The sequence below is a fragment of the Bacteroides xylanisolvens genome, from assembly GCF_018289135.1.
In the GTDB taxonomy this organism is placed as follows: Bacteria; Bacteroidota; Bacteroidia; order Bacteroidales; family Bacteroidaceae; genus Bacteroides; species Bacteroides xylanisolvens.
The window spans coordinates 4,124,654-4,148,792 of record NZ_CP072216.1 but is presented as its reverse complement, the minus strand read 5'-3'; the positions used below and the strand labels follow the sequence as shown (position 1 = coordinate 4,148,792).

The following is a 24,139-nucleotide window of genomic DNA, read 5'->3' as shown; positions in this document are numbered from 1 at the left end:
TGAGTTGTCAGGTATTAATAGTTGGGCGGATAGGTATTAATAGTTGAGACAATGGGTATTAATAGCTGATAAATGGAATATTAATATAGCAATGACAAATGAAATAAAATAGGGAACTATGATAAAAAGTGTACGTTTTCTTCTTTTCCTGATAGTATTTGTCTCCATGCAGATAGTTGCATGGGGGCAGCCACAGGAAAGACTGGTTCAAGTGCAGGTCACTCCCGACCACACCAATTGGCTGTATAAACCGGGAGAAAAAGTGAAATTCAAAGTAGTGGTATTGAAATGCAATATCCCGCAGGATAATCTGGAAGTGCGCTATGAGATTTCGGAAGACATGATGAAACCTCATCAGACAGGCAAACAGCCTTTGAAGAATGAAAAGCTTGAAATTAACGCAGGGACTATGAAAAAAGAAGGATTCCTGCGTTGCCGCGCTTTCGTCACTTGCCAAGGGCGTGAGTATGAAGGCGTGGCTACCGTCGGCTTCTCTCCTGAGAAATTACAACCGACCACTCCGTTGCCCGCCGACTTTCTGGAATTTTGGAAAAGCACCAAAGAAGCCGCAGAAAAGTGGGCACTGGAACCGATAATGACTTTACTGCCGGAAAGGTGCACAGATAAGGTGAACGTATATCATGTCTCCTTCGCGAACAATGACTATGCGTCCCGTATGTACGGCATCCTTTGTGTTCCGAAGGCTTCCGGGAAATATCCGGCGATTCTGAAAGTGCCGGGGGCAGGTATCCGTGCCTATAACGGAGAAGCCGAACGTGCCGGAAAAGGTTTTATCATTCTGGAAATCGGTATTCACGGCATTCCGGTCAACCTGACGGGAGATGTGTATCATCGGCTTTATAACGGAGCTTTGAAGAATTACCACTCGTTCAATATGGACAATCGGGACAAGTACTATTACAAACGGGTTTATACAGGCTGTGTGAGAGCCATTGATTTCATTTACACACTTCCCGAATTCAATGGTAATCTGGCGACCTTTGGAGGAAGCCAGGGCGGTGCGCTTTCCATTGTGATTGCCGGACTCGATGATCGTGTCAAGGGATTGGTTTCTTTCTATCCAGCCTTGTGTGATATGGCGGGTTATACCCACGGTCGTGCAGGCGGTTGGCCGCATATGTTGAAGGATGAGAAGAACCGGACACCGGAAAAGATTAAAACCGTTCAGTATTTTGATGTGGTGAATTTTGCCCGACAGGTCAAAGTTCCGGGATTCTATACTTTTGGTTATAATGATATGGTCTGTCCGCCTACCACCACTTACTCCGCTTACAACGTGATTAATGCTCCGAAAGAGCTGTTTGTAGCTGAGACGACCGCTCATTATGCCTATGCCGAACAGTGGAGCGCAGCCTGAAACTGGGTAATGAATTTCCTGAAAAATAAATCGAAATAGCACGGATTACACGGATTAACACTGTTGTTTTACCTATTCTATTCTAAAAACCATGAAATCCGTATAATCCGTGCCTGAACTTATTATATACACTAATTATAACAACATACTTAAATGAAAACAGGTGAGAAATTAAGTCTATGTCTATTGTTGCTAATCGTTTTTGCTGGAAGCGTTGCGGCACAGGAGCTGATAACGAATGTATATGGTCGCAACATCCATTCGCTGAATGGTAAATGGAATGCTATCATCGACCTGTACGACCAGGGGCAACGGATGAAAATCTATGAGAACCGGCAACCGGAAGGAAATATTGATTTCTACGAATACGCGTTTGAAGGCGGGTTGCGTCTTAATGTTCCGGGTGACTGGAACTCTCAATCGCCCGAATTGAAGTATTACGAAGGCACTGTATGGTATGCTCGTCACTTTGATGCCAAACGCTTGGCAGACAAACGCCAGTTCCTTTATTTCGGTGCTGTCAGCTATCGTTGCAAAGTCTACCTGAACGGAAAAGAGATAGCAGAGCACGAAGGCGGTTTTACTCCTTTTCAAGTGGAAGTGACAGACCTGTTGAAAGACGGTGACAACTTCCTGGCGGTAGAAGTGAACAACCGCCGTACCAAAGACGCCATTCCCGCTATGGCATTCGACTGGTGGAACTATGGCGGCATCACAAGAGATGTGCTGCTGGTGAAAACTCCCCGGACATTTATAGAAGATTATTTTATCCAACTGGATAAAAATGCTCCCGACCGGATAATTGCCCGTGTGCGTCTTTCTGATGAAAAGGCAGGTGAGAAAGTAACAGTTGCCATCCCCGAACTCAAAATCAACGCGGAGCTCACCACCGACGCGGAAGGAAAGGCGGAAACCGTATTGAATGCGAAGAAGCTGCAACGCTGGTCGCCGGAAGAACCGAAACTCTATGGCGTGACTGTATCTTCAAGTGCCGACCGCGTGGAAGAGCAAATAGGCTTCCGCAATATCACCGTGAAAGGAACTGATATTTACCTGAACGGGAAGCCGACATTTATGTGCTGTATCTCTTTCCACGAAGAAATCCCGCAACGTATGGGGCGTGCTTTCTCGGAAGCCGATGCAGCTATGTTGCTAAATGAAGCGAAAGCACTTGGTGTGAACATGATTCGCCTGGCTCATTATCCGCAGAATGAGTACACGGTACGCCTGGCGGAAAAGATGGGTTTCCTTCTCTGGCAGGAGATTCCTATTTGGCAAGGCATTGATTTTACAGACGATGATACCCGTAAGAAAGCGCAGAGGATGCTTTCTGAAATGATTAAGCGCGATCAAAACCGCTGCGCGGTAGGTTATTGGGGTGTTGCCAATGAAACACAGCCTTCCAAAGAACGGAATGAATTCCTTACTTCCCTGCTCGAAACGGGAAAACAGCTGGACACTACCCGCTTGTATGTTGCCGCTTTCGACCTTGTGCACTTCAATAGCGAAAAACAGCGTTTTGTAATGGAAGATTCTTTTACTTCCCAACTGGACGTCGTAGCTATCAATAAATATATGGGCTGGTATCATCCGTGGCCTGTGGAACCGAAAGACGCTATATGGGAAGTCGTGACGGACAAACCGTTGATTATCTCGGAATTTGGCGGCGAAGCATTGTACGGTCAGTCTGGTGATGAGAATGTAGTCAGCTCCTGGAGTGAGGAATATCAGGCACGTCTGTATAGGGATAATATCCGTATGTTCGACAATATCCCGAACCTGCGTGGTGTATCTCCCTGGATTCTGTTCGACTTCCGTTCGCCGTTCCGTTTCCACCCCACCAATCAGGATGGCTGGAACCGCAAAGGACTCATATCCGACCAGGGTATGCGTAAGAAAGCGTGGTATCTGATGAGAGATTATTACATGAAAAAGAGAAATAACCGATAAGTTTAGCTATATTTGAATGTGATGAAGCAATATAAGATTGTAGTGATTTGTATGTGCATACTGCTCCTTCTTGCCGGAGGAGTGTATGCGCAGCAAAAAACGGTCAGGATACTTGCTATCGGCAACAGTTTCTCCCAGGATGCCGTGGAGCAATATCTGCATGAACTTGCCGAAGCCGAAGGCATTTCAACCATAATCGGCAATATGTTTATCGGCGGTTGTTCTCTAGAACGTCATGTGAAAAATGCCCGTGACAATGCTCCTGCCTATGCCTACCGGAAAATCGGTACGGATGGAAAGAAACGGGAAAAGGGCAAGATGTCTTTGGAAGCGGTGCTGGCAGATGAAGACTGGGATTATGTCAGCCTGCAACAGGCAAGTCCTTTTTCGGGAATGTATGAGACGTATGAAGCCTCTCTTCCCGAGCTCATAGAATATGTAAAAGTACGTCTTCCAAAAAAAACAAAGCTGATGCTGCACCAAACCTGGGCGTATGCGTCTACTTCCAAGCATAGTGGATTTAAAAACTACAACTGCAATCAACTGACCATGTATCAGGCTATTGCCGATGCAGTGAAGAAGGCGGCTAAGGTGAATAAGATAAAGATTGTCATCCCTTCGGGCACTGCTATACAGAATGCCCGTACTTCTTTTATCGGCGACCATCTGAACAGGGACGGCTATCATCTGGATGTGAAGATTGGACGTTATACCGCTGCCTGTACCTGGTTCGAACGTATCTTCAAACACAATGTAGTCGGGAATCCTTATGCCCCGGAAGGGTTGGATGAGGCGAGGAAAGCTGTTGCTCAGAAAGCTGCCCATGCGGCAGTAAAACATCCGTATAAGGTAACCGAGCTGTCTATTACTAACTAACAATAGACATTGCCGCCCGTCTTGCAGCAGAATCCATGGCATTATCGATGACTTGATTCAAATGTAAATGCAGCACACCAAAGGCGATTTGATTGCTCGTGGTAACCCGATGGTGTACTGCATTTATTTTTCGTATATCGTATGGTTTACTCCATTAAGAACTGGCGTATGGGACAATGGCGTATACCCTCGTAGCTGTTTCCGCTGAATGTATCTTCTGTTACCACTATTTTGGGATAGTTGTCCTGTATCTTTAGCAGGTTTCCAAATTCTCTTTCTGCTGTCTTGTCGCTATCTATTTTTAAAGCGACCTGTATATATAGTTTTTCTCCATTCTTTTCTCCGATAAAGTCAATTTCCTTATCTCCGTAATAGCCAACCTTAATATCGTAACCTTTGTATAAAAGGTGGTTATACACTAGATTTTCCAATATTTTGGCTTTGTCTGTAATGCGATATCCGATGACAATGTTCCGGATTCCCATATTTTCGAAATAATATTTCTCTCCTATCTCAAATACGCGTTTCCCAATTAAATCATACCGCTCTACCCGGTGGATCAGGAAAGCATTGTTTAAATATTCCGTATAGCTTTGTATTTGGTTAACTGATATGGTGGTATGTTGTGATTTTAAATAATCACTGATATTCTTTGCCGAAAAGAGATTGCCTATGTTTTCGGATAAAAATTGAATCAGTTTCTCAAGGAACAAAGTATTGCGTAACTTGTATCTACTGACAACATCACGAAATACAATCGTGGAATATACACTCTTCAAATATTCATTGACCGTTTCATCTTCGAGAGGGAGATTTAATAAATAGGGAAGTCCGCCATAACGGCTATATAATTCGTAACTCGTTTCACTTTCAGTTAATCCGTGGAATTCAAGAAACTCAGAATAGGAGAGACTATATATTTTGAATTCGATATATCTGCCACTTAAATAAGTGGCGAGTTCTCCTGAAAGCATCTTGGCGTTACTACCTGTAATGTATATATCATTATCTTCATTGAGCAGGAGCGAACGGATGACTTTTTCAAACCCGGGAATATCTTGTATTTCATCGATAAAGATATAATTCTTAGCTTTTTCTTTGCTATGAGAAATGATGTACGAGTGTAAATCTTCTGCTGTTTGCAGAGAACTGAATGTAAAATCTTCAAGATTGACATAGATAATATTCGCATCCGGTTCTTTTGCTAAAATTTCTTCAATAAGCTGGTAAAGGAGGAAACTTTTGCCTACACGGCGTTGCCCTGTTAACACCTTGACTACAGATTTTTGCATAAAAGGTTTTATTCGGTCAATATAACCTTTTCTTTTTTTGAGGATTCGAGGGAAGTTCATACGCCTGAAAGTTTTAATTATACTTTAAACTCTTGCGAATATACGGAAAAGTTTTAATTATACTTCAAACTTTTATAGATTTAATGAGATGTTTTAATCATACTTCAAACTCAGTGAAATGATGTAGGAGGCTTGAGTAACTCAAGTACATGGCTCGGCTTGCTTCGGTGAATGGTACTGGAGCCTTTCGGCTGATGGGACTGTCAACCGTGAGGATGATAAAGCCGGATTTTGGAAATGTCCTTACCATAACGGGCGTATGTGTATGGAGATAATGGAGCGCTTTTGATTTCATTGCAGTCGTTTAGTTCCAACCCTGTTTGGAACTGTTTGTTTCTCGGCGTGAAACACTTTGTTTCCCTGCTTGAAACATTTCGTTTCTCGGTGAAAAAGAGTGTAGTTCGTTTTAATCTTTTATAAATCAGCGATTAAAAGTGTTTTTATAAAGATGCAGGTAACGATATAGTAGTGGAAGTTCAGCTACACATTGCATTGCTCTGCATAATTTCAAATATCTCTGTAACACAAAGGTAAGCAATGTTTTTGATGCTTCCAAGTTAATCATAGCATATTTATAGAAGGGTTGACAATTAATTGTCAGCCCTTTTTTTATCCGATATCCTCTGTCATTCTATCAGTCTCTTTTTTAAGAAGGAGAATTGCGTGTATTCCCCTTTCTATCCTGATGAAGAAAAAATATTCTGAAAATTCACATTGATACCAAGTGAGTTACAAGGAAAATGTGGGGCTGGCGGTTACCGTCAGCCCTATTTTTTCATGCCTAATTTTGAAAACTTTGCAACCGAAGAAAGAAAAATAACCCATTAGAACAAAGGAATATTGTATGGAAGAGAACAGAAATGATATTGAGATACTCAAAGCAATGATAAAGGACAACTTTGAGGAACAACGAAAACTGATTGCCAAGCTGGAAACGGCTCTGGAAGCAGTAACCAGTTTCAACGGTAAGCAAATGCTGGACAGCCGGGATATGCGCCTGATGCTGAAAGTATGCGACCGGACACTGATCCGCTGGCGTAATTCCGGGAAACTCCCATTTTTCAAACTCAGCGGCAAGATTTACTTCTGGGCTTCTGACGTATATAAATTCCTGAGAGAAGAATGTCTAAACGAAGATTTCATATCCGATTCTATTAACTCATAAATAAAAATTCACATGGAAAATCAAAGTAAAGTAATCGTCATAGAACGAAACAAATTCGCAGCACTCGTCAAATCACACCGCAAATGCCTCCAGATGCTGAACATCCTGACTTACATCTACACAGTTAAGGAAGTAAGCCTTACCCTGACCTTGCAGGAAATCTGTGAAGTCCTGCACATGACTCCCGAAGAAGTGGAGATACAGCGACAGAAAGGATATATCCGCTTCACGACACAGAAAGGGATGACCGTCTATGAAATCACGGACCTGCTCCGATTGGAAAATATGCTGGAGATGGGGAGCATCTATCGTAAGATCGACAAAAAAGTAATGAACCTCGAACCTCTAAATAATGAATAAACAATGAAAGAAGAAGAGCAAGACAAGAAACAGCGGAAGCGTCTGGTACACGCTTCCCTGTTTAGTGGATTCGGCGCCCCAGACCTGGCTGCCGAATGAATGGGATGGCAGAATGCCTTCCATTGCGAGATAGACGATTTTTGTAATACCATTCTAAATTACTGGTTTAAAGATGCGAAAAGTTATACAGATGTCACAACGACAGATTTCAGGGAATGGAGAGGAAAAATCAATGTCCTTACAGGAGGTTTTCCTTGTCAACCATTCTCCGTCGCAGGCCAAAGAAAGGGAGCGGATGATAACCGCTATCTCTGGCCTCACATGCTCAGGGCCATACATGAGATCAGGCCCGATTGGGTCATTGGTGAGAACGTTGCTGGCATCCTCACGATGGTACAGCCCGGTCAGGAGACTGAAGTGGGAAGTCAATCCACTCTATTCGGAGAGAGTGAGCCTGTATTTAAAAGACGACAGCAATATGTTGTTGAAACCATTTGCCGTGATCTTGAACGCGAAGGATATTCCGTCCAGCCGGTACTTATACCGGCTTGTTCCGTCGGTGCACCTCACAGACGGGATAGAGTTTGGTTTATTGCCCACCGTGACGGCACAGGACTACAAGCGCAGGGGGCCGGGCAGCAGGCAGCAGGGACTACCGGAGATAATCCATGGAATGCTTCTGCCAACGCCAGTGGCAACAGAGATACACCATGCCGAAAGAGTCAGGAAATGGAAATCGATGAATTTATCCTCACCCCATGCCCAGATAGCCGGAGAGAAGAATCCCAACGGCCTGACGGATTTTCTGGACTTTTACGGGATACTACCGGAACCGATACCGGACAATACTGAGCTGGAAAACACGGACGGGAACAATCTGGAAGAATCGATCCTACAATGGCTGGCAGAAGGACAAGTGATGCCGACACCGACAGCGCGGGATTGGAAAGGCGCACCTTCACTGGAGAACCTGAAGAAACGGGGAAAGATACCACAGAAGAACAGCCTTCCGGATTTCTTCGCCCGGACTGGAAAGAGTTTCCAGCTGAATCCCCTGTTTGTAGCCGAGATGATGGGCTTCCCCCCCGACTGGACGGTATCTCCTTTTCTCGGTGAAGACAGGCATCCATTAAAGGATACGGGAACGCTATCGTCCCCCAGGTAGTCTACGAGATATTTAAAGCAATAGAAGAAACCTATAAATTAAACAGTCATGAATAAAGTATCAATATTTGAACATCCTGAGTTCGGACGCATCCGGACACTGGAAATTGACGGGAAAATATGGTTCTGCGCCTCAGATGTTGCCGCCGCACTTGGCTACTCCAATCCGAGAGATGCCGTCGTAAGACATTGTAAACCAATGGGCGTCGTGGTTTACGACACCCCTACACGCAGTGCCGTCCAGAAAATCAAGTACATCAGCGAAGGGAACGTATACCGGCTGATTGCCGGTAGCAAGCTGCCTTCCGCTGAGAAATTCGAAAGCTGGATATTTGATGAACTGGTTCCCGAAACACTAAAGAACGGTGGCTATCTTCTTAAGAAGAATGGCGAAACGGATAATGAACTGCTTGCGCGTGCCATATTGCTCGCACAGAACCGTATAAAAGAGCGAGACAGCCGTATTTCAGCATTGGAGAAGGAGAACAACTATGCTATCCTGAAACTCAAGCTACAGGCCCCAAAAGTTCAGTATTATGACAAAGTCCTCCAATCCCAAAGCACCTACACGACCACACAGATAGCGAAAGAATTGGGAATGACTGCCGGTATGCTGAACAAACGGCTTCGATGGGCAGGCATCCAGTTCCGTCAATCCGGTCAATGGCTGCTCAAAGCTCCTTATCAGAATCAAGGCTATACGGCAACCCGGACCCATGTATGGGAAAGCCGCACAGGAGAAACCGGCACGGCCATGTTGACCGTTTGGACGGAAAAGGGTCGGTTATTCATACATTATCTTTTTGAGGCTTATCTGGTATAGCCGGAATATAAGACTGGGATAAATAAAAAAGCTACTGAAACAAAAATTCAGTAGCTTTTTTATTGCTTTCAATTGATACTATCTCAACCGTGGTCCCGTTTTCTTCTTTTCTTTCACAGGCACAATCTCTTGTCGGGGTGCTTCTTGCGGCCTTATCCTTTCACTTACAGTCTCACTCTGAAGAAGCCTGTTTAAATACCGGAGGTCCTTCAGCAATTTCTGTTTGCATTCTATCTCCAGGGAATGGGCCATATTCGACATCGGGCTGGTACTTTTCTTGACAAGCGGACCGTTCAGGAGATCATCTTCTATATACAGGGTATAACGCTTCAAAATCCCTTCAATATCCTTCGGCGTTTCAGCGGCATCAATCGCCTCCTGAATGGCCTTATAATTCTTATCCATATAACAGGCCTTATACAAGTCATCGGCATGCCAGTCAAAGAAATGAAGATAGTTTTTTCCCAGTTGCTGGTTATACTCTTTTATATCGCTTTCCACAACCCCTTTCTTCTTGTCAAGATATTGCTGCAATTGTTCGATCCTTAAATCACTTTTATCCATTGTTGTCCGATTTATAGTTCCATGTCCGTTTCAGTTTTGCTCTGAAAGGATATATCCAGTTCTCTTTCCTGATGGAAATTATCCGCTATCACGAATTTAATCTCCGCATTCTTGCTGCTTCGGTTATGATAGAAGAGCGTGAATACCTGGCGGCAGGGATCGCTGTCATCCAACTCCGCTATCGAATCCAACGGTTGCATCTCCCGGTTCACCAGATAGACCTTCTTCTTGTCGTACACCTCGCCGCTGCCCTCCATCTGTATATAACCGATTTGATAGCCGGCTTCCTCATAGTTTCCGCTACGATTGAGTGTCAGACGAATCTCCACGGTTTCATCCGGGGAAATGGTCTTCTGGAGATACCAGGACGTTAGCGAGAAATCATAAGCCTGCTGTACTTCCAATTTATCATCACAGCCACCCAGCAGGCAAAGCAATGTGAGCATGATACCACTTATTATTAATTTCATCTTCATGATTTTACGTATTACTAAATGAATAATTTACTTGATTGAGTCCGTTGTCGGCTAACGCCTGATGCCCGTTTTTATCTTTCTTTCAGGCGGCTCTTCTCTCTTCTTTTCTGTTTTATTAGCCGTCTGTTGCAAATTCTCTTCGGGAGGCGTTTGCGCAAGGATATTCGCGAATTCCCGGTAATCCCTAACCAACTGCTGCATACACTCCAACTTCAGGAAATGGGCAACATTCGTTGTCCGGCTGGAACTGTTACAATCCACCTGACCGTTCAACAGTTTGCTCTCACAGTAAGCAATGTTGTCCTCAACAATATTCCGAACCGTATCCATGTCCTTTGCCCCGTCCACCGCCTGCCGGAGTATCTTATAACACCCGGACATAAAATGAGACTTATACAGGCTCTCCGCATTCCATTCGAAAAAGTGCAGGAAATTCCCATTCATCTTCTTGCTTTGTTCACGTATGTCCCGGTCTTCCCGGTTTATTTTCATATCCAGCCAATGAAGCATCTCATCCACGTTCCAATTGCCTTGTTCCATACTATTGCCGCTAATTAAAAATGTACTTGACACCGACAACTACCGCCGTGTGGAAATTCCCCACGGATGATCCGAAGAATATCCTCTGGCGGACATTGAAAAGAAAAACCAGCCTGTCGGAAAGGAACGCCTCCATCTCGAAAGCCGGGGCAAAACCATAAATGAAGCATCCGTCATTCTTTAAAGTCGCCCCGTCATAGAGCAGCTTGCAGTTCCAGTTGGTCGTCTCATAACCCGCCAGAGCGGAAAGACCGGCAGAGAAGAACACGTTCCTGCCACGGTCCGAGAAGAACGGCACGAAATAGCCTACCTCTCCGGTAAACTGCGCTTTGGGAATCGCAATGTCCTTGTAGGAATAGTGCTTCTTCACATAATCCGCCCCGAACAGCCAGCGGGAATGGTTCCGGTTATACCGGCTCAGAGCCACTCCGAGCTGAAAGTTACCACGCAGATGCTTCACATTCGAACCGAAGTCGTCCACACCGCCTAACATGAGCTGGATACCTTTCTGTCCCGGCAGGTAACGCTGGGCAAAGCATTCGCCTGCCGCAAAGGGCAGACAAATGCATAACATAATAAATAAAACTCTTTTCATGATTACTCACCGATTAATTCATTCACAATACGCGCATCCACCAGATCACTGTTCTCCATATAGAACCGCTGGTGACGGCCTCCCCCTTTCTCGTAAATTTCCACTTCCAGCAACTTGTCGTCAGGAATGACAATCTTCGGGAAGGCATACACGATACGTCCCGTGCTCTTTCCCACGATGCGTGTCAGGGCATTGAGCGTGCGTACCGGTTCAATATAAGTTTCCTGCCGGGCCGTCCTTTTGGCTATCTTCTTATCCACTATCTTAAACCGCACGAAATCCACATCGAAAGGCACATTGGAATTGTTCGTCAGGGAAACATGGAAGAATATCAGGTCCTTATGCACATAAATGCCCTTCAAAAGAGCCTGCATCCCGAACTGCCTGCACCCGATATGCTTCACGTCCCTGCGGTCCAGCCGGTGGATGGTGTACATCACGCTGGCAATGACCGTCGGATCTTCCTCGCCCAGTTCCGTGACACGGATGGAACTGCCTCCCTTCTTTTCTCCCTCGTCCGGGTTCATCCACTGGTCCATATTGATATTCAGCGTGGAAGGCTCCTCCTTATAAACCACATTGAAAGAAAAGAAAGAACCGTCTCCCGTAATCACGGAGAAGTTCGTCTCGCCCGGAAACTCCTTCACCGCCGCCTTGACACGCACCACATTCTCGACCCCGTCAGCTTTACCTGCGATGATATTGTTACTTCCCAGGTCCACGTAACGAACTTCAGTGGGAAAGAGGATATGCACCGTCTTTCCGAAAGTGACCTCTATCTTATAAGGAGTGATATGCTGGCCCGCCGTCAGAATCCTGACGGGATTTGCCGGTCTTTCTTCCTGTGCGAAACCGGATACCGAGGCCAGTACAGCCATCAATAATGCTATTACTATTTTCATTGTCTTATCTTTTTTATTAAAGTGAATAATCCGTTATTGTTTCTTTGTGACCAGCAGCACCTTATATCCGGCTTTCAGCGTCACCTTGACCGCACGGACCCGCCCGGCAATCAACCGCGTGCCGCCCTGCATGACTCCGCGCGTCAGGTCCATGACCACCTGCTGTCCGGCAGAACGTGCGAATGATACGCTGTTTCCCATGCTCTCGCTGACCGTCCCAGCCGCATCCTTTGCCGCATTGCGGGTTTCCGATCCGGGAACGAAAATCCCTTTTTGCCCGTCTATATCGTAAGTCGCCAACTGCACGGGGATGATATTTCCGGCATACTCGATGCTGCTGATCAGGATATCCAGACGCTCTCCCTGTATGACCGCCGCACCCGTTACCAGACTGTTCTCCGGAACGGTAATACTTCCTGCCTGCAGAGGTTGCAGCAACCGGAGTCTTACCCTGCCTCCCTGCTCAATGGTCTGGTTCTCCGAAATGCAGGCGGCGATGGTATTCGTCCCCATTTGGTAGCTGCTCCCGACAGCAGTATTAAAACCGTAATTCCTCTCGACAGTGAGCGAAGCGATAAAAGCGGAATCCGTAACAGGTCGTGAAAGGCCGGAAGTCGTCTGATACTCCGCCCGCTGAACCGGAACAACTTCCGTGGGTTCTTCTCCGACAGCTTTCTCCCGAACCGTATCCTTGTCAGGGTTCAGATACTTTGCCGCCATCCTGTAGGAACGCTCCATCAGTTCTTCACGGGTAGCCGCCTTGCTCTTTTCCTTTTCCGCCTCTTCCAGTTTTTTATTCAGTTCGTCCACTTTTCTTTCCAGATCGCCGCTTGCCGTCTCTTTGGGAGTTTCATAGAAATCATCCAACTGCCCGGAGATTTGCTCGTAGGTATTAACAGACTGTTGCAACCGGTCTCCGTCCTTTTCTTTTTCACCGGTATCGGATGATTTTCCATTATTCATCAATGTCCCGGCAAGCTGCTCCAGCGACTTCATCCGGCTTTCTTCCTCCACTTCCGCCTGCTGCTTCTCATAGGCGGCGGTCTTCTTATCAACCAGTTTGGCCGTGGTAGGCTCCGGCACGTTCACATTGAATCCTGAATTTCCGGGAGCTTCCGTCCCGTTTTCCTTGCCGGTGGGGGCAAATATTCAGTACATGACTCCCAGGAAGACCAGCACAAAGGCCGGAATCACAATGAACTTCCTTCTTTTTTCCATCTCTTCCGGTGTGAGCACCTTCTTCTCTTTTTCCGGTTCTTCCTTCAAGGCTCTGACGTTTTCCGGCTGTACCGCCGTTTCTTCTGCCGCTTCGGGCTTTTCCAAATCTTTATCTTCCATTACTCGTGGGTTTTAGGGTGATACATTATACTGTCTTTATCCGCCCGGTGGATGGAGTCCGCCGGATGGACAAACGGCAACTCCTTTTGTGTGCCGTGGGAGAGAAAACGCCCGAAAGCGCGTGTTACGGTGATAGCACATAGAACGGTACTGATAGCCAGCATGCCCACAAGCACTCCCTTACGCTCTTTTTCGGACAGCTCCTCGCAAACGTTCTTTAGCTTTTCGCTGATCTCTGTCTTTATCTTCCTGCTTTTCATTACCTTATTATATTAGCGTTCAACGGTCCTTATATCCCTGTTTTCCAAAATCTCAAAGCGTTCCGCCATGAAGCCTTGCGGATTATTATCCGACCTGACCGTACTCTGCAGGAAGCAACGGGTGACCAGGGAACGCTCGGTGATATTGCTGTTTCGGATAATCATCTGCCGGGCAAAGGTGGTGATCCGGTACGGATAGTTATCGAAATCACACTGCATGCTGTCCACCAGGACAGTCTGGTTGATATTGCCGCTGATCAGACGGTTATAATAGCCTTTCTCGTTCCAATCCCGGTAATAACTATAAAGACTCTTGTCCGCCAGATACATGGCCCGGTTGATATTGGATTCGATAGCGGCCTTATCGGGAGCCAGCGTAAAGAACAGTTCATGCATGCGGCGCACATGCTCGCGGGCCTCCACCGGACGGTTCAATGCCGCATCCTGGGATAACGCCACTATGAGTGACTTGCCCTGATCCAATACATATACCTTCTCCCGTTGCTGGTTGGCAAAGAGATAGGACCTTCAAATGGCATACGTAGTCAGCGAGGCGCAAATGCCCAGAAAGACCAACGTGAACAGACGGATCTGCCTGAACGAGGATTCGATGTTTTTTAAACTTTTAAATTCCATAATTTTATGTTTTTTCAATTTCTACTTTTTCAATAATACGGCACCGACGTTTCCCGTTGAAGCACCCGCCGCAGCACCGGCTACATTGGTCACCTTGGATGCCGTATTGTTGACATTCCGGTTATAGGAACTCATACCTCCCGCCTGGACAATCCAGTTCGAAACAGTCGGCACACAAAAATATCCGATAATGCCGATGACCATGAATATCAGATAGATGGCCGAGGAACCGTCTACGTCGATGATACTCATCGGATCGGCCATCAGGTTCATCTCTTCCTGCAGGATGAGCGTCTGTATCTTGGCAAGCATCGCCCCGAATAGGTCTGATACCGGCAGCCAGAGATAGACACTGATATAGCGTGCCAGCCATTGGATGAGCGTGTTCTGCAGCCCGTCAAAAACACTCAGGGCAAAGGCTATCGGCCCCAAAATGCTCAAGACTATCAAAAAGAAGGTACGGATCGTGTCGATGACCAGCGAGGCAGACTGGAAGAGAATCTCCAGCAATTTGCGCATGACCATCTGGACAATACCTTGCAGGGAGAAGGCATACGAAACCTCATACATGGTCTGCAAGGCCGTATGTTCCTCCTCACTCCAGCCCATGTTATCCAGTTCCGCATCCAGCTCCTCATTGTAAGCAAAGACACGTCCGGTCATCATCGTCTTAGCCATCATGTCCGCACGGAGCTTGTCCTTCTCCTGCTGGTACTTCTGCAAGTCGAAGGTCTGGTCACGGAGCAGCATTCCGGTTCCCTGAACGATGGGGCTAAAGATACCGTTGAGAGTTCCCAGCACCATCACGTCAAAGAAAAGGATACACATGCCCAGGACAAAAGGCCGTAACATCGAAAAGACATCGATGGGCTCCGCACGGGAGAGAGACTGCCAGACACGGTAAGCGATATAGAACAAAGCCCCTAATGCAGCGAGTGCCATCGCCATGTCCATCATCGGGTGGCAGAGTTTGGTCATCGTATCATAGAGATTCCGAAGAATCTGGTGCATATTTTCAAATGAAATGGATAATAATACCATAATTGATTCTTTTAAAATTGTAGACTACCAATAACGCTCATCCTTGCCGTACAGGTCGAATACCTGTTGCTGCTCGTTCTTCTCCTTGGCACGCAGGTAGGATACATGCAGGTTCTTGCGGGTGTAGTAGTTGGCCAATTCCTTGTAATGTGTCATTTCCCTGTATACCCGGTTCACCAGGTCGATGCGTTCCTTGTCGTTCATGGACATGCCGGTGGGGTTGATGATATTCTTCAGCTCTGCAATGCTGCGGCTGCTCTTCTTCATGATGGTGTTATAACCGGCAGCTATCGCATTCAGTTCCCGCTGGCTGAAATTCTTGTCGGTCAGCATCTTGCCGAAATTGTTTACATAAATTTCAGAAATGTCACTGAGCATCAGGACGGACTCTTTTACTTTCTCACTGCCGCTGATCAAGTCATTCACCTTACGCAGTTTATCATAATACTCACGCCCCTGTTCGAAAATCTTTGAGGTCTCTTTCCATGTGGAAAGTGCATTTTGAGCCGTTTCAGATGTTTCCACCATTTCATTGACACTGTTCACGATACCCTGGACGAGGTTGCCCGGATCGCTGACCACCCATTGTGCCTGCACGCTTGCCGGTACCATAAAGGGCGACAGGACAAACAACATGCTTAAAATTCTCTTTTTCATTGCTTCTTGATTTTAATCGTTTATTTTTTCTTTTTCTTCTCTTTAGCCAACACGCGGATCGCCTGCTCCATATTACCGCCCAGCTTCTCGGTCATTTGTGTGACTTCCAACTTTTCGGTTTCTTCTGTGGTATAGGTGAGATACTCCTCGACAGAGGTCTCTGTTGCATAGACAGCAGACTGGACACCACCCAGACCAATCCAAACTTCCTTATACTTCCTTGCCGGATCGTTAGCCTGATTGATAGACAGGATTTGTCCTTTTTCTTTGTCGGTCAATCCGAGCAGGGACTGTACGGAGTCAAACTTGTTAATATACTTTCGCTGATCCAGCAGAATCTTACAATCGGCATTGTTGATAATGGTGTCTTTGATAATGGGACTTGATACAATATCGTCCAGTTCTTGAGTGACGACAACGGCCTCACCAAAATACTTTCTAACCGTTTTGTGTAGGCTAAGCACCCAGCGCCTTATCATATTTCTATGGTAGGTTTCCAAATGCTCGCCCCCGAACCGGACTTACACCTCTCAGCGTATCCGGCTCTCCACTAATTTCAGTCTATCTTTCCGTCATGTATCTTCTTGTGACAACTCCTGCACACGGCAATCGTCTTGCGTTTACGGGCAATCATGTGTCGTTCCCAGCTTTCCTTTCCCTGCAAGTTCTTTAGTTTCCTTACATGGTGCATAACAAGGTCGTCTGTCGCTCCACATAATTCACACTCACGGGCTTTCAGCCTTTCAACAAGGCTTGTCCGCCCCGCAGTATAAATTGTTCGTGGCATAATGTCACATTCCGATTTATAGGTGGGCTTCTTTCGTTTGAAGCCACCGTCGTAAAAGTATCTTTCCTTTACACCAGTTTTAGTCATGTGCGTTACGATAAACCTACCGTTCTTACGATATTTCTTGTTTACCTTACGTGTTCGGCACTTATATTTGCCTGCAAACGTTTTGTACATGCTGTATTCCATGATGTACTTGAAATTATTCAAGGCATGGGCGCAGTTGTTGGCTATGGAGTAGTAATTATAGAACCCCACGATTTCCCGATTATAACTATCAAGGATTTCAAGGTCGTCATTGAATATCAGTCCCGATTTACATTTCGGTTTCCATATTTCCTTTCCGTTACGGTTTGTCAGTTCCAAGACTCCCCAATCGAAAAGTTTTTTACGGACTGTTTCCGTACTGACATTCAAGCAGACCCTTTTACCATAGGTTCTTCTCAATCTACCCCGTTTATCCCGTCTTTGGTCATTGGACTTTCTTACAGTGATTTCATATCCGAGAAACTTGGCCGGTCTTTCCGTGTGAGTGACAAGTGTCTTTTCATCGGACAGCTCCAATGCCAGTCTGTCAGCAAGGAAGTTTTTAATATCTTCTTTTATCTGTTGCGCATCCTGCTTGCTTCCGATAATTCCCACAAGAAAATCATCTGCATATCTTGCATATTTCATTCTTCTGTAATCGGCATCCATTTCTTCGCCGTTGGGATATTTAGCCCGTCCTTGTTCTATTGCTTTCAGTTCAAGGATTAGCTTTGTCCTTTGCCTTTCGTCTTTTACGAACTTCAATCTTCGCACAATACGTTTTCTTGCATTGCCAAAGTCCATACTTTCTCTACTGAATTTTCGTTTCTTCCCTTTGTCGAATTTGGCTGTGTATTCCTTTATATACTTATCCAGCTTGTCAAGGTATATATTAGCCAATATCGGGCTGATGATACCCCCTTGCGGTGTGCCACTGTAAGTATTGTGGAATTGCCAGTCTTCGATATATCCCGCTTTCATAAACTTGCGTATCAATCGGATGAAGCGTTCATCCGCAATACGCTCCAAGAGAATGTTTATCAATACATCATGGTTTATATTATCAAAGAAGCCTTTTATGTCTCCCTCCACAAACCATTTTGCACCATTAAACTCCTTTTGGATATGAGTTAATGCAGTATGGCAGCTTCGATTGGGACGGAAACCATGCGAGGTGTATTCAAAATTTCCCTCGTATATGGCTTCCAGTACCATTCTTACTACTTCTTGTATCAACTTGTCATTGAAAGTCGGCACGCCAAGAGGTCTTTTCTTACCGTTTTTCTTCGGTATGTACACCCTCTTTGACGGTTGGGGCTGGTACGTTTCATCTTTTAACGTATCAATCAACTTTTCAATTCGTTTCAGGCTCATGTTGTCAATGGTCTGACCGTCTGAACCTTTAGTCATGTTACCCTCTTTAGCGTAGATACGCTGATAGGCAACGTAGAACATTTCCTCATTGAACAAAATTCTGTAAAGACGTTCAAACTTATAGCTTGCATCCTTACTGTGTTCTGATAGACTGTTTAATACTCTTTCTGGACTTCTCATAATGTCTCTCACATTTTCCGTTAATTGTATTAATAATTAGCTGCTTCCCTTCGCCATGTACAAGGCGTTACCTTGCTCAAACTACTATGGAAGCTCCGTTACCACTCCGAATTTTCATAGGTCGAACCTAATAGCCTTTCGGCACTTCGGGATAGGTAATCCCCGTTTATTACATCGTAACTGTTGGCATGATAGATTGTCGGATACGACTTCCGTCCTTTACTCGCTTACTGCGGTTGTGTCGTGATAAGTTCTTGCTACCTTCATTCCTATACACTGAAGTAGTATCACGATATGGCGATTGATAGTTACCTTACGCCATAGCCTCAAGGGGGACCATTCGGACTATCGTTCAATCAATTCGGACTTTATCCTCATATCTATCTTTTCATCTCGCCATTCAGTCGCAGTTTGGTAACTAACTGACTTATGACTTTTCCGACATGCTACACTCCCTGCTCGGTTAAGTTTTCCCGAAACAGATAAGTCGGCTGATGATAGGTCATTTTCAAAGAACACTTTCCTAATCTCTTGCCAAAGAGATATTTACGATGCAACCTTTACGGGCGCACACAAAAACTTTATATAATCGGCCATGCCTTCCCGTGCGATAGCCTTCCAAGCTTCTTCCACAACTATCATCTTCCGAACCCCATGCAAACGTCTCATTTTGTTAATAAACGCCTCCATGATGATGACAGTCACGACCGGGAAAAGGATTTTGTGCTCCTTAATTTCGTCAATTTCAAATACCACAAAACGCTTGTTCAACAGGTCGAGCTGCTCATCCGAATTCAGCAGATAATCATATTCTCCACCACGGTAGTATGGAGCCAATACATTCAGAAAGTTAGTGAGATCGAAATCTTTCTCGCGGTAATGCTTCTCCTCCAGTATTCCACGGAACTCTCCCTGTACGAACTCGTAGAAAGTATTAAAAGAAGGAACCAGTTCATTGTCCTCCTTTATCTTTTCAAGGAACAGGTTAACCGCCATTGAAAGGGCTACTTCCTCGGCACGGGTAATGACTTCCGTATCCCTTTTCCAGAGTGACATGATCAGTGTTTTAATGGACTCTTTCTTCTCCAGGTCAAAGACCTTATCCTCGGTAAAGAATGGATTAAAAGCTATCGGGCGTTTTTCACTATAGGTATAATACACACCGTCCTCACCGTTTGTACGCTGATGGATCAGGTCGCATAAGCCCTTGTAACTGTTACCTATATCGATCAATATAATGTGGGTGCCCTGTTCCCAATATTGCCTGACGAGATGGTTCATAAAAAACGACTTGCCCGAACCGGATGGCCCGATGACCAGCTTGTTACGGTTGGTTGTAATACCGCGACGCATCGGCTCGTCCGAAATATCCAGATGCAGGGGCTTCCCGTTTGTCCGGTCTGCCATTTTGATACCGAAGGGCGACAGGGAATCCGCATAGTTCGTCTCTTCCGTGAAAAAGCAGACTCCCTGTTCGATGAAAGTAAAAAAGGACTCCTCCGAAGGGAAATCCCCCTCACCGCCGGGAATGCCCGCCCAATACAAGGCAGGCGCGTCAATGGTATTGTAACGGGGCTTGCATCCCATCAGGGCCAGGGCGGAACCGGTATCGTTCTTTATCACCTTGAGCTTCTCCCGGTTGTCCGACCATGCCATGACATTGCAATGGCAACGGATGGCGGTCAGCCCGAAAGAATGCGCCTCGTCCAGATACGCGTCAATCCACTGCTTGTTGAGCTGGTTGGCACGGCTGTACTTGGAAAGCGAGTGCATGTTACGTGCCGTCTTCTCAAAGCGTTGCAGGATTTCTGCCGAATCATCAATGAACAGGAACTGGTTATAGATATGGTCACAGGAGAGCATCAGCCCCACAGGAGCGGCAAAACTCAAACGGCAGTCGCTGCGGTCGGTGGAGTATTTCTCATAACGGGTATCCGTCTGGACGGAACCGGGAAGATCATCCACGTCGGAAAGCGTATGCACACAGAGGATATCATCCCCGATGCGCATCTCAGATGCGCTCATTTGTATATCCTTCAGTGTGGTCGTGTCCTGCTGCGAAAGAGAAAAATACTTTTCAATCAATCCGGCCTGCTGCGGTGTGCCGACAATCTCATCGGTGGTCAACCGTTCCAGACGGATAAAGACCGAGTCATTCAGGATGCGCTCGAACTGGTCGACACTCTCCAGAAAGCGGCTGACCGCATCCTTGTCCCGGACTTCCTTCGGAATGATATTCCCCCGGCAGAGGATGGAGAAATTGCTCCGGCTACGGCTGCGCTCCCTAGTCGTCTTAGTGATGAACAGGTAAGAAAAATGATTTAAATAAGGCCGTTCATTGAAATGCAGCTCGAAAGAACGATCCAGAAAGCTCATCCCGTCTTTATGCGTGTCGGCCCTGTAATTCTCTTTCAGGAACCAGTCCTGGCGGTGTACTATCGTATAGTTCGGCAGTACCTTGACTGCCTTTGTTCATGTGCCGTGCATGGATACATAATCTGCGGAAGTGACCGTGAACAGCTCCGGCAGAAAGACCTTGAAGCCGATGGTCACGTCCGCGTCTTTGGAGAGAATGCACCCTTCCTCCACGGACAGGATCGGAAACTTACTTTCCAGCGTTGCGGCTTTTAATATATTTCTCATGAATGCGTTTTTTAAATAAGGAAGATATACGTTTGCGATTGATGATATAGGACGGGTGGTACTTGACTGCGGCCAGCTTCATCAGGCCGTTGGGACCATACTTCTTGTTCAGGTGGAACACCCCGAAGATCAGAGAGAAAGCGGAGAGGACACCGAAACCGATACAGAACCACCGGTCAATACCTATCATATAGAAGATGACGAACAGCAGGAAAATGGCCAGCAAGCCCCCGACAAAGAAGTACAGGTATTGTGCCTGCAAGCCGTTGAATTCCACGTTGCGGCCGATTCCCTTGTTGATATTGTATTCCATAGTCTGCTATATTACAGGAAGAAGGAACGAAGGACTGTCGCCGCGACGATGAGGAAGACGCAGGCTCCAAACCAGCTCCCGGCGGTTTTACCTGTGTCGGGGTCGCCGCTGCTGAACTTCGAATATACCTTAATGGCACCTATCAGCCCCACAATAGCCCCTGCCGCATATATCAACTTGGTGGCGGGGTCAAAATAACCGGTAAGCATGGATGTAGCCTTTGTTATACCGGCACTTCCGTCCCCTTCGGCATAGGCACCCAAGGTGGAAACAGCTATTCATGCGATAAGCGCAACCGTCTTTTTAAAATGTCTTTTCATATGCAATCTAATTTTTTAGTGTGAATAAAAATCTTGTTTCAAACAATCCGCAGGAAGTTGCCCTCCTGCGGATTTGTCTCTTGCAACCACGATGTCTTTTTAGAATCAACCTGAGTCATAGTAACCAATCATAGGTACCTCCGTTTTTAAGGGGTTAATCACTCTTTTAATGTTCGCTCCGGTAAAGGGAAAGGATCAACCGGAATCATAGAAGCCTCTCATATCTCTATATCTTCTTTTCTAACAGGTTATACACTACGTCTCAAGAACTCGTCCTGCCCGGATCAACCGGAATCATAATACTGTCTCATATTCCTTACTTGTTCTATTTATTCGGGCACATGCTCCCTAATATCAAATTCCCGGAGAATGTCGTCCCTATTCTTTCCTGTCAATAAATGGGGCTCGCCCCGGTCCACATACAAGCGCATATAGCGTTTCAGTTTATCGCTGCTTCCCAGGACGCTCGCCTGCAGTACCCTTTCCATGTTCGTGCCTTCCAGCTTTTGGAAAGTCTGCCGGGCCTGTTCCTGTTCCGCTTCCGTAAGTTCGTCCGATGCCATTGCTTTCTCAATCATATCCATATCGTCAAAGGTGACACCGGTTGCCCGGTGGGGATTGCTCCGCTGTACGTATCCTGTAATCTCGTAGCGTTCGGGAATCTCCTCTTTTTCTTCACCGGAAGAAGGAGAGGCCTCCCGCATATAATCAATTTCAGGATAATTCAGTTTTTGAAAAGGAGCCGGGACTTCCGGGAATTTCGTATTCTTATCAAGGGGTTCGCGCACTCGGAGAACCGGCTCTGTTTTCTTTTCGGGAGTAAAGGTATCACTCTTTTCTATGCCTGATTCAGGCTGTCCGCTATTGTCATCTATTGTCAGTGATTGTCGTATTTGGTATCGGCTTTTGCCTATTATTTCCGTCTCGGATGAGGAAGCTGCCGGATGGATGGTGACAGGCGTAGCCCGACGTTCCTTCCTGTCCTTTCTGCCTCTCCATGTGAAAATGCTGCCTGTATGCACATACTTTTCAATACTCAGGTAAGAGGCATAAATGAACAGGATAATAAAAAGGTATTCCATGTCCTTATGATTTTAGTGATTGGTAATACTTCTCCAGCACGGCATTTATCAATCCGCCGTTCTCTTCGAAATGATGTGCCAGCACCTGGTTTACAAAACCGGCTACGGTCACTTCGCCACGTCCTACCGCCCATACCAGGGACGAGATGCGGCGATGCAGGCCGGCATCGATATGCAATGATTTACGGGATTTGGTTCTGACCGTATTCAGGAAGGACGCCCTGTAAGCGTCGATTTCCCCGGTGGTAAAGACCGGAGCTTCGCTACTCCCGGCAATCTCCTCTACCGTATCCTCCGGCTTCGGGGATGCACTCGTTGCAGGGGAGTCCGGTCGTATCGTCCCTTTCCTGGCGACAATATCCAATATGGCCTTCTCGTCAATGCTCCGGGGGTCAAATCTCTTTTTTCCGCTGTCCATAATTCCCCTTATTATAAGGTATGGGTGGTATCCAGATGTGTTACGGCACATAACTCATCTATCAGTTCACAGAGACCCGAACCTTTTATCTGGCGGTTGTCGGGAGGGAACAGTGTGGAACGGAAGATACTGTTCTTCAGGGAGCTCAACTCCTTGTTATAGCGTTTGGTATCCGGTATCCGTGACTCCAGCAGGTGTAACTCCGCTTTTTGTATGACACGGTTCCAGGACCCGTAGCTTTCTGTCCGTTCACGCTTGTCGACCATGTTCCAGAAAAGATAGATGCCTTTCAGGTTACAGTTGTGCCTGGCAATCAGTTCTTCCTCCACCACCTCGGCAAACTGGAGGGAACTCTGCATGACGACATTATCGGCCTTTAGGGGGATGAAAATGTAATCTATTGCGGAAATGGTATGGACAACCCCTTCGCTGCGGAGGGTTCCCGGAAGGTCGAACAGTACGACATCAAAGACGGCATCCTGCTCTTCGATGTAGCGGTACAGGTCTTCTATCGCTTTCTCCGGATTGCTTTTGATTACCGGATAGGAACGTTTCCGGATTTGTTCATGCTGCCGGTAGAGGGCCACTTTGAGAAAATCACTTTCCTGCACGCTTTCTATGTCCCGGTCACGCATCCGGGAGATGCTGTGCTGGGGGGAGTCGCAATCCACGACACCCACCTTCAAACCTTTCTGGTAGTGAAGGATACTGGCCACCAGAACTGTGAAGGCAGACTTTCCGACTCCTCCTTTCTGGCTGGCAAAGGCAATTAATAACGGTTCTTTTTTCATACGCTTTCTTTATATAATCAGATAAAAATATAATGCTGTAAAACTGTAATGCTTATAATTGTATATCGTTCTACACTGCAAAAGAAAGGAATGCCGGGAAAAGATGAAATACCCTGTCACGGATAGT

General features: G+C 46.2%; 28 protein-coding genes and 2 pseudogenes. 9 read left to right on the top strand and 21 right to left on the bottom strand.

The features are described 5' to 3' along the window. Window positions 1–118: 118 nt before the first annotated feature. From INE92_RS17650 to INE92_RS17640, 3 genes are all read left to right on the top strand, one after another. The gene (locus INE92_RS17650; protein ID WP_195436473.1) at window positions 119–1,378 is read left to right on the top strand and encodes an acetylxylan esterase; all 1,260 of its coding nucleotides are present in this window, start codon (window positions 119–121) and stop codon (window positions 1,376–1,378) included. 153 nt (window positions 1,379–1,531) lie between these two features. Further along, on the top strand, window positions 1,532–3,328 hold the full coding sequence (locus INE92_RS17645) for a glycoside hydrolase family 2 protein (protein ID WP_015531773.1): 1,797 nt from the start codon (window positions 1,532–1,534) through the stop codon (window positions 3,326–3,328). A 21-nt stretch (window positions 3,329–3,349) separates the two neighbouring features. Then, entirely contained in the window at window positions 3,350–4,204 is an 855-nt protein-coding gene (locus tag INE92_RS17640; protein WP_015531772.1) for a DUF4886 domain-containing protein, read from the top strand. Window positions 4,205–4,350: 146 nt separating this feature from the next. Here INE92_RS17640 and INE92_RS17635 read toward each other — a convergent pair whose 3' ends face one another. Beyond that, entirely contained in the window at window positions 4,351–5,556 is a 1,206-nt protein-coding gene (locus INE92_RS17635; RefSeq protein WP_015531771.1) for an ATP-binding protein, read from the bottom strand. A gap of 166 nt (window positions 5,557–5,722) precedes the next feature. On the opposite strand from INE92_RS17635, the pseudogene INE92_RS17630 reads away from it, so the two are divergent. The 6 genes and pseudogenes from INE92_RS17630 to INE92_RS17605 all read left to right on the top strand — a co-directional run. Then, window positions 5,723–5,845: pseudogene (locus tag INE92_RS17630) on the top strand (N-acyl-D-glucosamine 2-epimerase); the annotation flags it as partial. Window positions 5,846–6,400: 555 nt separating this feature from the next. After that, window positions 6,401–6,721 carry a helix-turn-helix domain-containing protein gene (locus INE92_RS17625; protein ID WP_004308054.1) on the top strand — a complete coding sequence of 107 codons (321 nt, stop codon included), beginning with the start codon at window positions 6,401–6,403 and terminating at the stop codon, window positions 6,719–6,721. 12 nt (window positions 6,722–6,733) lie between these two features. Next, window positions 6,734–7,081, top strand: a complete 348-nt coding sequence (locus INE92_RS17620; protein WP_004313787.1) for a hypothetical protein — start codon at window positions 6,734–6,736, stop codon at window positions 7,079–7,081. 99 nt (window positions 7,082–7,180) lie between these two features. Next, window positions 7,181–7,933 (top strand): DNA cytosine methyltransferase, encoded by a 753-nt coding sequence (locus INE92_RS17615; RefSeq protein WP_008776848.1) that lies wholly within the window; start codon window positions 7,181–7,183, stop codon window positions 7,931–7,933. Continuing rightward, window positions 7,821–8,246 (top strand): hypothetical protein, encoded by a 426-nt coding sequence (locus INE92_RS17610; RefSeq protein ID WP_132061476.1) that lies wholly within the window; start codon window positions 7,821–7,823, stop codon window positions 8,244–8,246. Before INE92_RS17615 ends, INE92_RS17610 begins: the two co-directional genes overlap by 113 nt. A 48-nt stretch (window positions 8,247–8,294) precedes the next feature. Next, window positions 8,295–9,068, top strand: a complete 774-nt coding sequence (locus INE92_RS17605) for a phage antirepressor KilAC domain-containing protein (RefSeq protein ID WP_004308051.1) — start codon at window positions 8,295–8,297, stop codon at window positions 9,066–9,068. 78 nt (window positions 9,069–9,146) lie between these two features. On the opposite strand, the gene INE92_RS17600 is transcribed toward INE92_RS17605, so the two are convergent. The 20 genes and pseudogenes from INE92_RS17600 to INE92_RS17505 all read right to left on the bottom strand — a co-directional run bounded on the left by INE92_RS17600 (window position 9,147) and on the right by INE92_RS17505 (window position 24,012). Continuing rightward, window positions 9,147–9,632 carry a hypothetical protein gene (locus tag INE92_RS17600; protein ID WP_005680086.1) on the bottom strand — a complete coding sequence of 162 codons (486 nt, stop codon included), beginning with the start codon at window positions 9,630–9,632 and terminating at the stop codon, window positions 9,147–9,149. An 11-nt stretch (window positions 9,633–9,643) separates the two neighbouring features. After that, window positions 9,644–10,108, bottom strand: coding sequence for a TraQ conjugal transfer family protein (locus tag INE92_RS17595; protein ID WP_005680087.1), 465 nt, complete (start codon window positions 10,106–10,108; stop codon window positions 9,644–9,646). Window positions 10,109–10,159: 51 nt separating this feature from the next. Continuing rightward, window positions 10,160–10,648, bottom strand: coding sequence for a hypothetical protein (locus tag INE92_RS17590; RefSeq protein WP_005680089.1), 489 nt, complete (start codon window positions 10,646–10,648; stop codon window positions 10,160–10,162). Window positions 10,649–10,658: 10 nt separating this feature from the next. Then, the gene (locus INE92_RS17585) at window positions 10,659–11,243 is read right to left on the bottom strand and encodes a conjugal transfer protein TraO (RefSeq protein WP_008644754.1); all 585 of its coding nucleotides are present in this window, start codon (window positions 11,241–11,243) and stop codon (window positions 10,659–10,661) included. Window positions 11,244–11,245: 2 nt separating this feature from the next. After that, on the bottom strand, window positions 11,246–12,145 hold the full coding sequence (traN, locus tag INE92_RS17580; protein ID WP_005680091.1) for a conjugative transposon protein TraN: 900 nt from the start codon (window positions 12,143–12,145) through the stop codon (window positions 11,246–11,248). A 33-nt stretch (window positions 12,146–12,178) separates the two neighbouring features. Then, on the bottom strand, window positions 12,179–13,294 hold the full coding sequence (gene traM / locus INE92_RS17575; RefSeq protein ID WP_074706886.1) for a conjugative transposon protein TraM: 1,116 nt from the start codon (window positions 13,292–13,294) through the stop codon (window positions 12,179–12,181). Next, window positions 13,295–13,483, bottom strand: coding sequence for a hypothetical protein (locus INE92_RS17570; RefSeq protein WP_005680093.1), 189 nt, complete (start codon window positions 13,481–13,483; stop codon window positions 13,295–13,297). Then, window positions 13,483–13,743, bottom strand: a complete 261-nt coding sequence (locus INE92_RS17565; RefSeq protein ID WP_005680094.1) for a hypothetical protein — start codon at window positions 13,741–13,743, stop codon at window positions 13,483–13,485. The genes INE92_RS17570 and INE92_RS17565 overlap by 1 nt, the downstream gene beginning before the upstream one ends. 12 nt (window positions 13,744–13,755) lie before the next feature. After that, window positions 13,756–14,379 (bottom strand): annotated as a pseudogene (traK, locus tag INE92_RS17560) (conjugative transposon protein TraK). Between the two features lie 21 nt (window positions 14,380–14,400). Next, on the bottom strand, window positions 14,401–15,420 hold the full coding sequence (traJ, locus tag INE92_RS17555) for a conjugative transposon protein TraJ (RefSeq protein ID WP_008644756.1): 1,020 nt from the start codon (window positions 15,418–15,420) through the stop codon (window positions 14,401–14,403). Between the two features lie 24 nt (window positions 15,421–15,444). Continuing rightward, entirely contained in the window at window positions 15,445–16,077 is a 633-nt protein-coding gene (locus INE92_RS17550) for a DUF4141 domain-containing protein (RefSeq protein WP_005680097.1), read from the bottom strand. Between the two features lie 20 nt (window positions 16,078–16,097). Next, window positions 16,098–16,541 (bottom strand): TraG/VirB4 family ATPase, encoded by a 444-nt coding sequence (locus INE92_RS17545; protein ID WP_255344453.1) that lies wholly within the window; start codon window positions 16,539–16,541, stop codon window positions 16,098–16,100. Window positions 16,542–16,633: 92 nt separating this feature from the next. Next, window positions 16,634–18,445 carry a reverse transcriptase/maturase family protein gene (locus INE92_RS17540; RefSeq protein WP_004318718.1) on the bottom strand — a complete coding sequence of 604 codons (1,812 nt, stop codon included), beginning with the start codon at window positions 18,443–18,445 and terminating at the stop codon, window positions 16,634–16,636. A gap of 546 nt (window positions 18,446–18,991) precedes the next feature. Continuing rightward, the gene (locus INE92_RS17535; RefSeq protein WP_338022578.1) at window positions 18,992–20,860 is read right to left on the bottom strand and encodes a TraG family conjugative transposon ATPase; all 1,869 of its coding nucleotides are present in this window, start codon (window positions 20,858–20,860) and stop codon (window positions 18,992–18,994) included. Window positions 20,861–20,917: 57 nt separating this feature from the next. Continuing rightward, entirely contained in the window at window positions 20,918–21,088 is a 171-nt protein-coding gene (locus tag INE92_RS27175; protein ID WP_005680104.1) for a DUF3875 domain-containing protein, read from the bottom strand. Next, window positions 21,051–21,401: a DUF4133 domain-containing protein gene (locus INE92_RS17525; RefSeq protein WP_004309896.1), complete on the bottom strand. Its 351-nt coding sequence runs from the start codon at window positions 21,399–21,401 to the stop codon at window positions 21,051–21,053. The genes INE92_RS27175 and INE92_RS17525 overlap by 38 nt, the downstream gene beginning before the upstream one ends. Window positions 21,402–21,412: 11 nt before the next feature. Beyond that, complete coding sequence (locus INE92_RS17520) at window positions 21,413–21,679, bottom strand: DUF4134 domain-containing protein (protein WP_085931613.1); 267 nt, start codon at window positions 21,677–21,679, stop codon at window positions 21,413–21,415. A gap of 371 nt (window positions 21,680–22,050) precedes the next feature. Beyond that, entirely contained in the window at window positions 22,051–22,803 is a 753-nt protein-coding gene (locus INE92_RS17515; RefSeq protein WP_008643639.1) for a hypothetical protein, read from the bottom strand. A gap of 4 nt (window positions 22,804–22,807) precedes the next feature. After that, complete coding sequence (locus INE92_RS17510) at window positions 22,808–23,221, bottom strand: DUF3408 domain-containing protein (protein WP_008643638.1); 414 nt, start codon at window positions 23,219–23,221, stop codon at window positions 22,808–22,810. A gap of 11 nt (window positions 23,222–23,232) precedes the next feature. Beyond that, on the bottom strand, window positions 23,233–24,012 hold the full coding sequence (locus INE92_RS17505; protein ID WP_211421205.1) for a ParA family protein: 780 nt from the start codon (window positions 24,010–24,012) through the stop codon (window positions 23,233–23,235). Between the last annotated feature and the right edge of the window lie 127 nt (window positions 24,013–24,139).

Bases quoted from the DNA above. Each gene is read 5' to 3' on its own strand.
- INE92_RS17650 (WP_195436473.1), top strand. From the start codon at position 119: ATGATAAAAAGTGTACGTTTTCTTCTTTTCCTGATAGTATTTGTCTCC.
- INE92_RS17645 (WP_015531773.1), top strand. From the start codon at position 1,532: ATGAAAACAGGTGAGAAATTAAGTCTATGTCTATTGTTGCTAATCGTT.
- INE92_RS17640 (WP_015531772.1), top strand. From the start codon at position 3,350: ATGAAGCAATATAAGATTGTAGTGATTTGTATGTGCATACTGCTCCTT.
- INE92_RS17635 (WP_015531771.1), bottom strand. From the start codon at position 5,556: ATGAACTTCCCTCGAATCCTCAAAAAAAGAAAAGGTTATATTGACCGA.
- INE92_RS17625 (WP_004308054.1), top strand. From the start codon at position 6,401: ATGGAAGAGAACAGAAATGATATTGAGATACTCAAAGCAATGATAAAG.
- INE92_RS17620 (WP_004313787.1), top strand. From the start codon at position 6,734: ATGGAAAATCAAAGTAAAGTAATCGTCATAGAACGAAACAAATTCGCA.
- INE92_RS17615 (WP_008776848.1), top strand. From the start codon at position 7,181: ATGGGATGGCAGAATGCCTTCCATTGCGAGATAGACGATTTTTGTAAT.
- INE92_RS17610 (WP_132061476.1), top strand. From the start codon at position 7,821: ATGAATTTATCCTCACCCCATGCCCAGATAGCCGGAGAGAAGAATCCC.
- INE92_RS17605 (WP_004308051.1), top strand. From the start codon at position 8,295: ATGAATAAAGTATCAATATTTGAACATCCTGAGTTCGGACGCATCCGG.
- INE92_RS17600 (WP_005680086.1), bottom strand. From the start codon at position 9,632: ATGGATAAAAGTGATTTAAGGATCGAACAATTGCAGCAATATCTTGAC.
- INE92_RS17595 (WP_005680087.1), bottom strand. From the start codon at position 10,108: ATGAAGATGAAATTAATAATAAGTGGTATCATGCTCACATTGCTTTGC.
- INE92_RS17590 (WP_005680089.1), bottom strand. From the start codon at position 10,648: ATGGAACAAGGCAATTGGAACGTGGATGAGATGCTTCATTGGCTGGAT.
- INE92_RS17585 (WP_008644754.1), bottom strand. From the start codon at position 11,243: ATGAAAAGAGTTTTATTTATTATGTTATGCATTTGTCTGCCCTTTGCG.
- traN (WP_005680091.1), bottom strand. From the start codon at position 12,145: ATGAAAATAGTAATAGCATTATTGATGGCTGTACTGGCCTCGGTATCC.
- INE92_RS17570 (WP_005680093.1), bottom strand. From the start codon at position 13,483: ATGGAAGATAAAGATTTGGAAAAGCCCGAAGCGGCAGAAGAAACGGCG.
- INE92_RS17565 (WP_005680094.1), bottom strand. From the start codon at position 13,743: ATGAAAAGCAGGAAGATAAAGACAGAGATCAGCGAAAAGCTAAAGAAC.
- traJ (WP_008644756.1), bottom strand. From the start codon at position 15,420: ATGGTATTATTATCCATTTCATTTGAAAATATGCACCAGATTCTTCGG.
- INE92_RS17550 (WP_005680097.1), bottom strand. From the start codon at position 16,077: ATGAAAAAGAGAATTTTAAGCATGTTGTTTGTCCTGTCGCCCTTTATG.
- INE92_RS17540 (WP_004318718.1), bottom strand. From the start codon at position 18,445: ATGAGAAGTCCAGAAAGAGTATTAAACAGTCTATCAGAACACAGTAAG.
- INE92_RS27175 (WP_005680104.1), bottom strand. From the start codon at position 21,088: ATGAGAAATATATTAAAAGCCGCAACGCTGGAAAGTAAGTTTCCGATC.
- INE92_RS17525 (WP_004309896.1), bottom strand. From the start codon at position 21,401: ATGGAATACAATATCAACAAGGGAATCGGCCGCAACGTGGAATTCAAC.
- INE92_RS17515 (WP_008643639.1), bottom strand. From the start codon at position 22,803: ATGGAATACCTTTTTATTATCCTGTTCATTTATGCCTCTTACCTGAGT.
- INE92_RS17510 (WP_008643638.1), bottom strand. From the start codon at position 23,221: ATGGACAGCGGAAAAAAGAGATTTGACCCCCGGAGCATTGACGAGAAG.
- INE92_RS17505 (WP_211421205.1), bottom strand. From the start codon at position 24,012: ATGAAAAAAGAACCGTTATTAATTGCCTTTGCCAGCCAGAAAGGAGGA.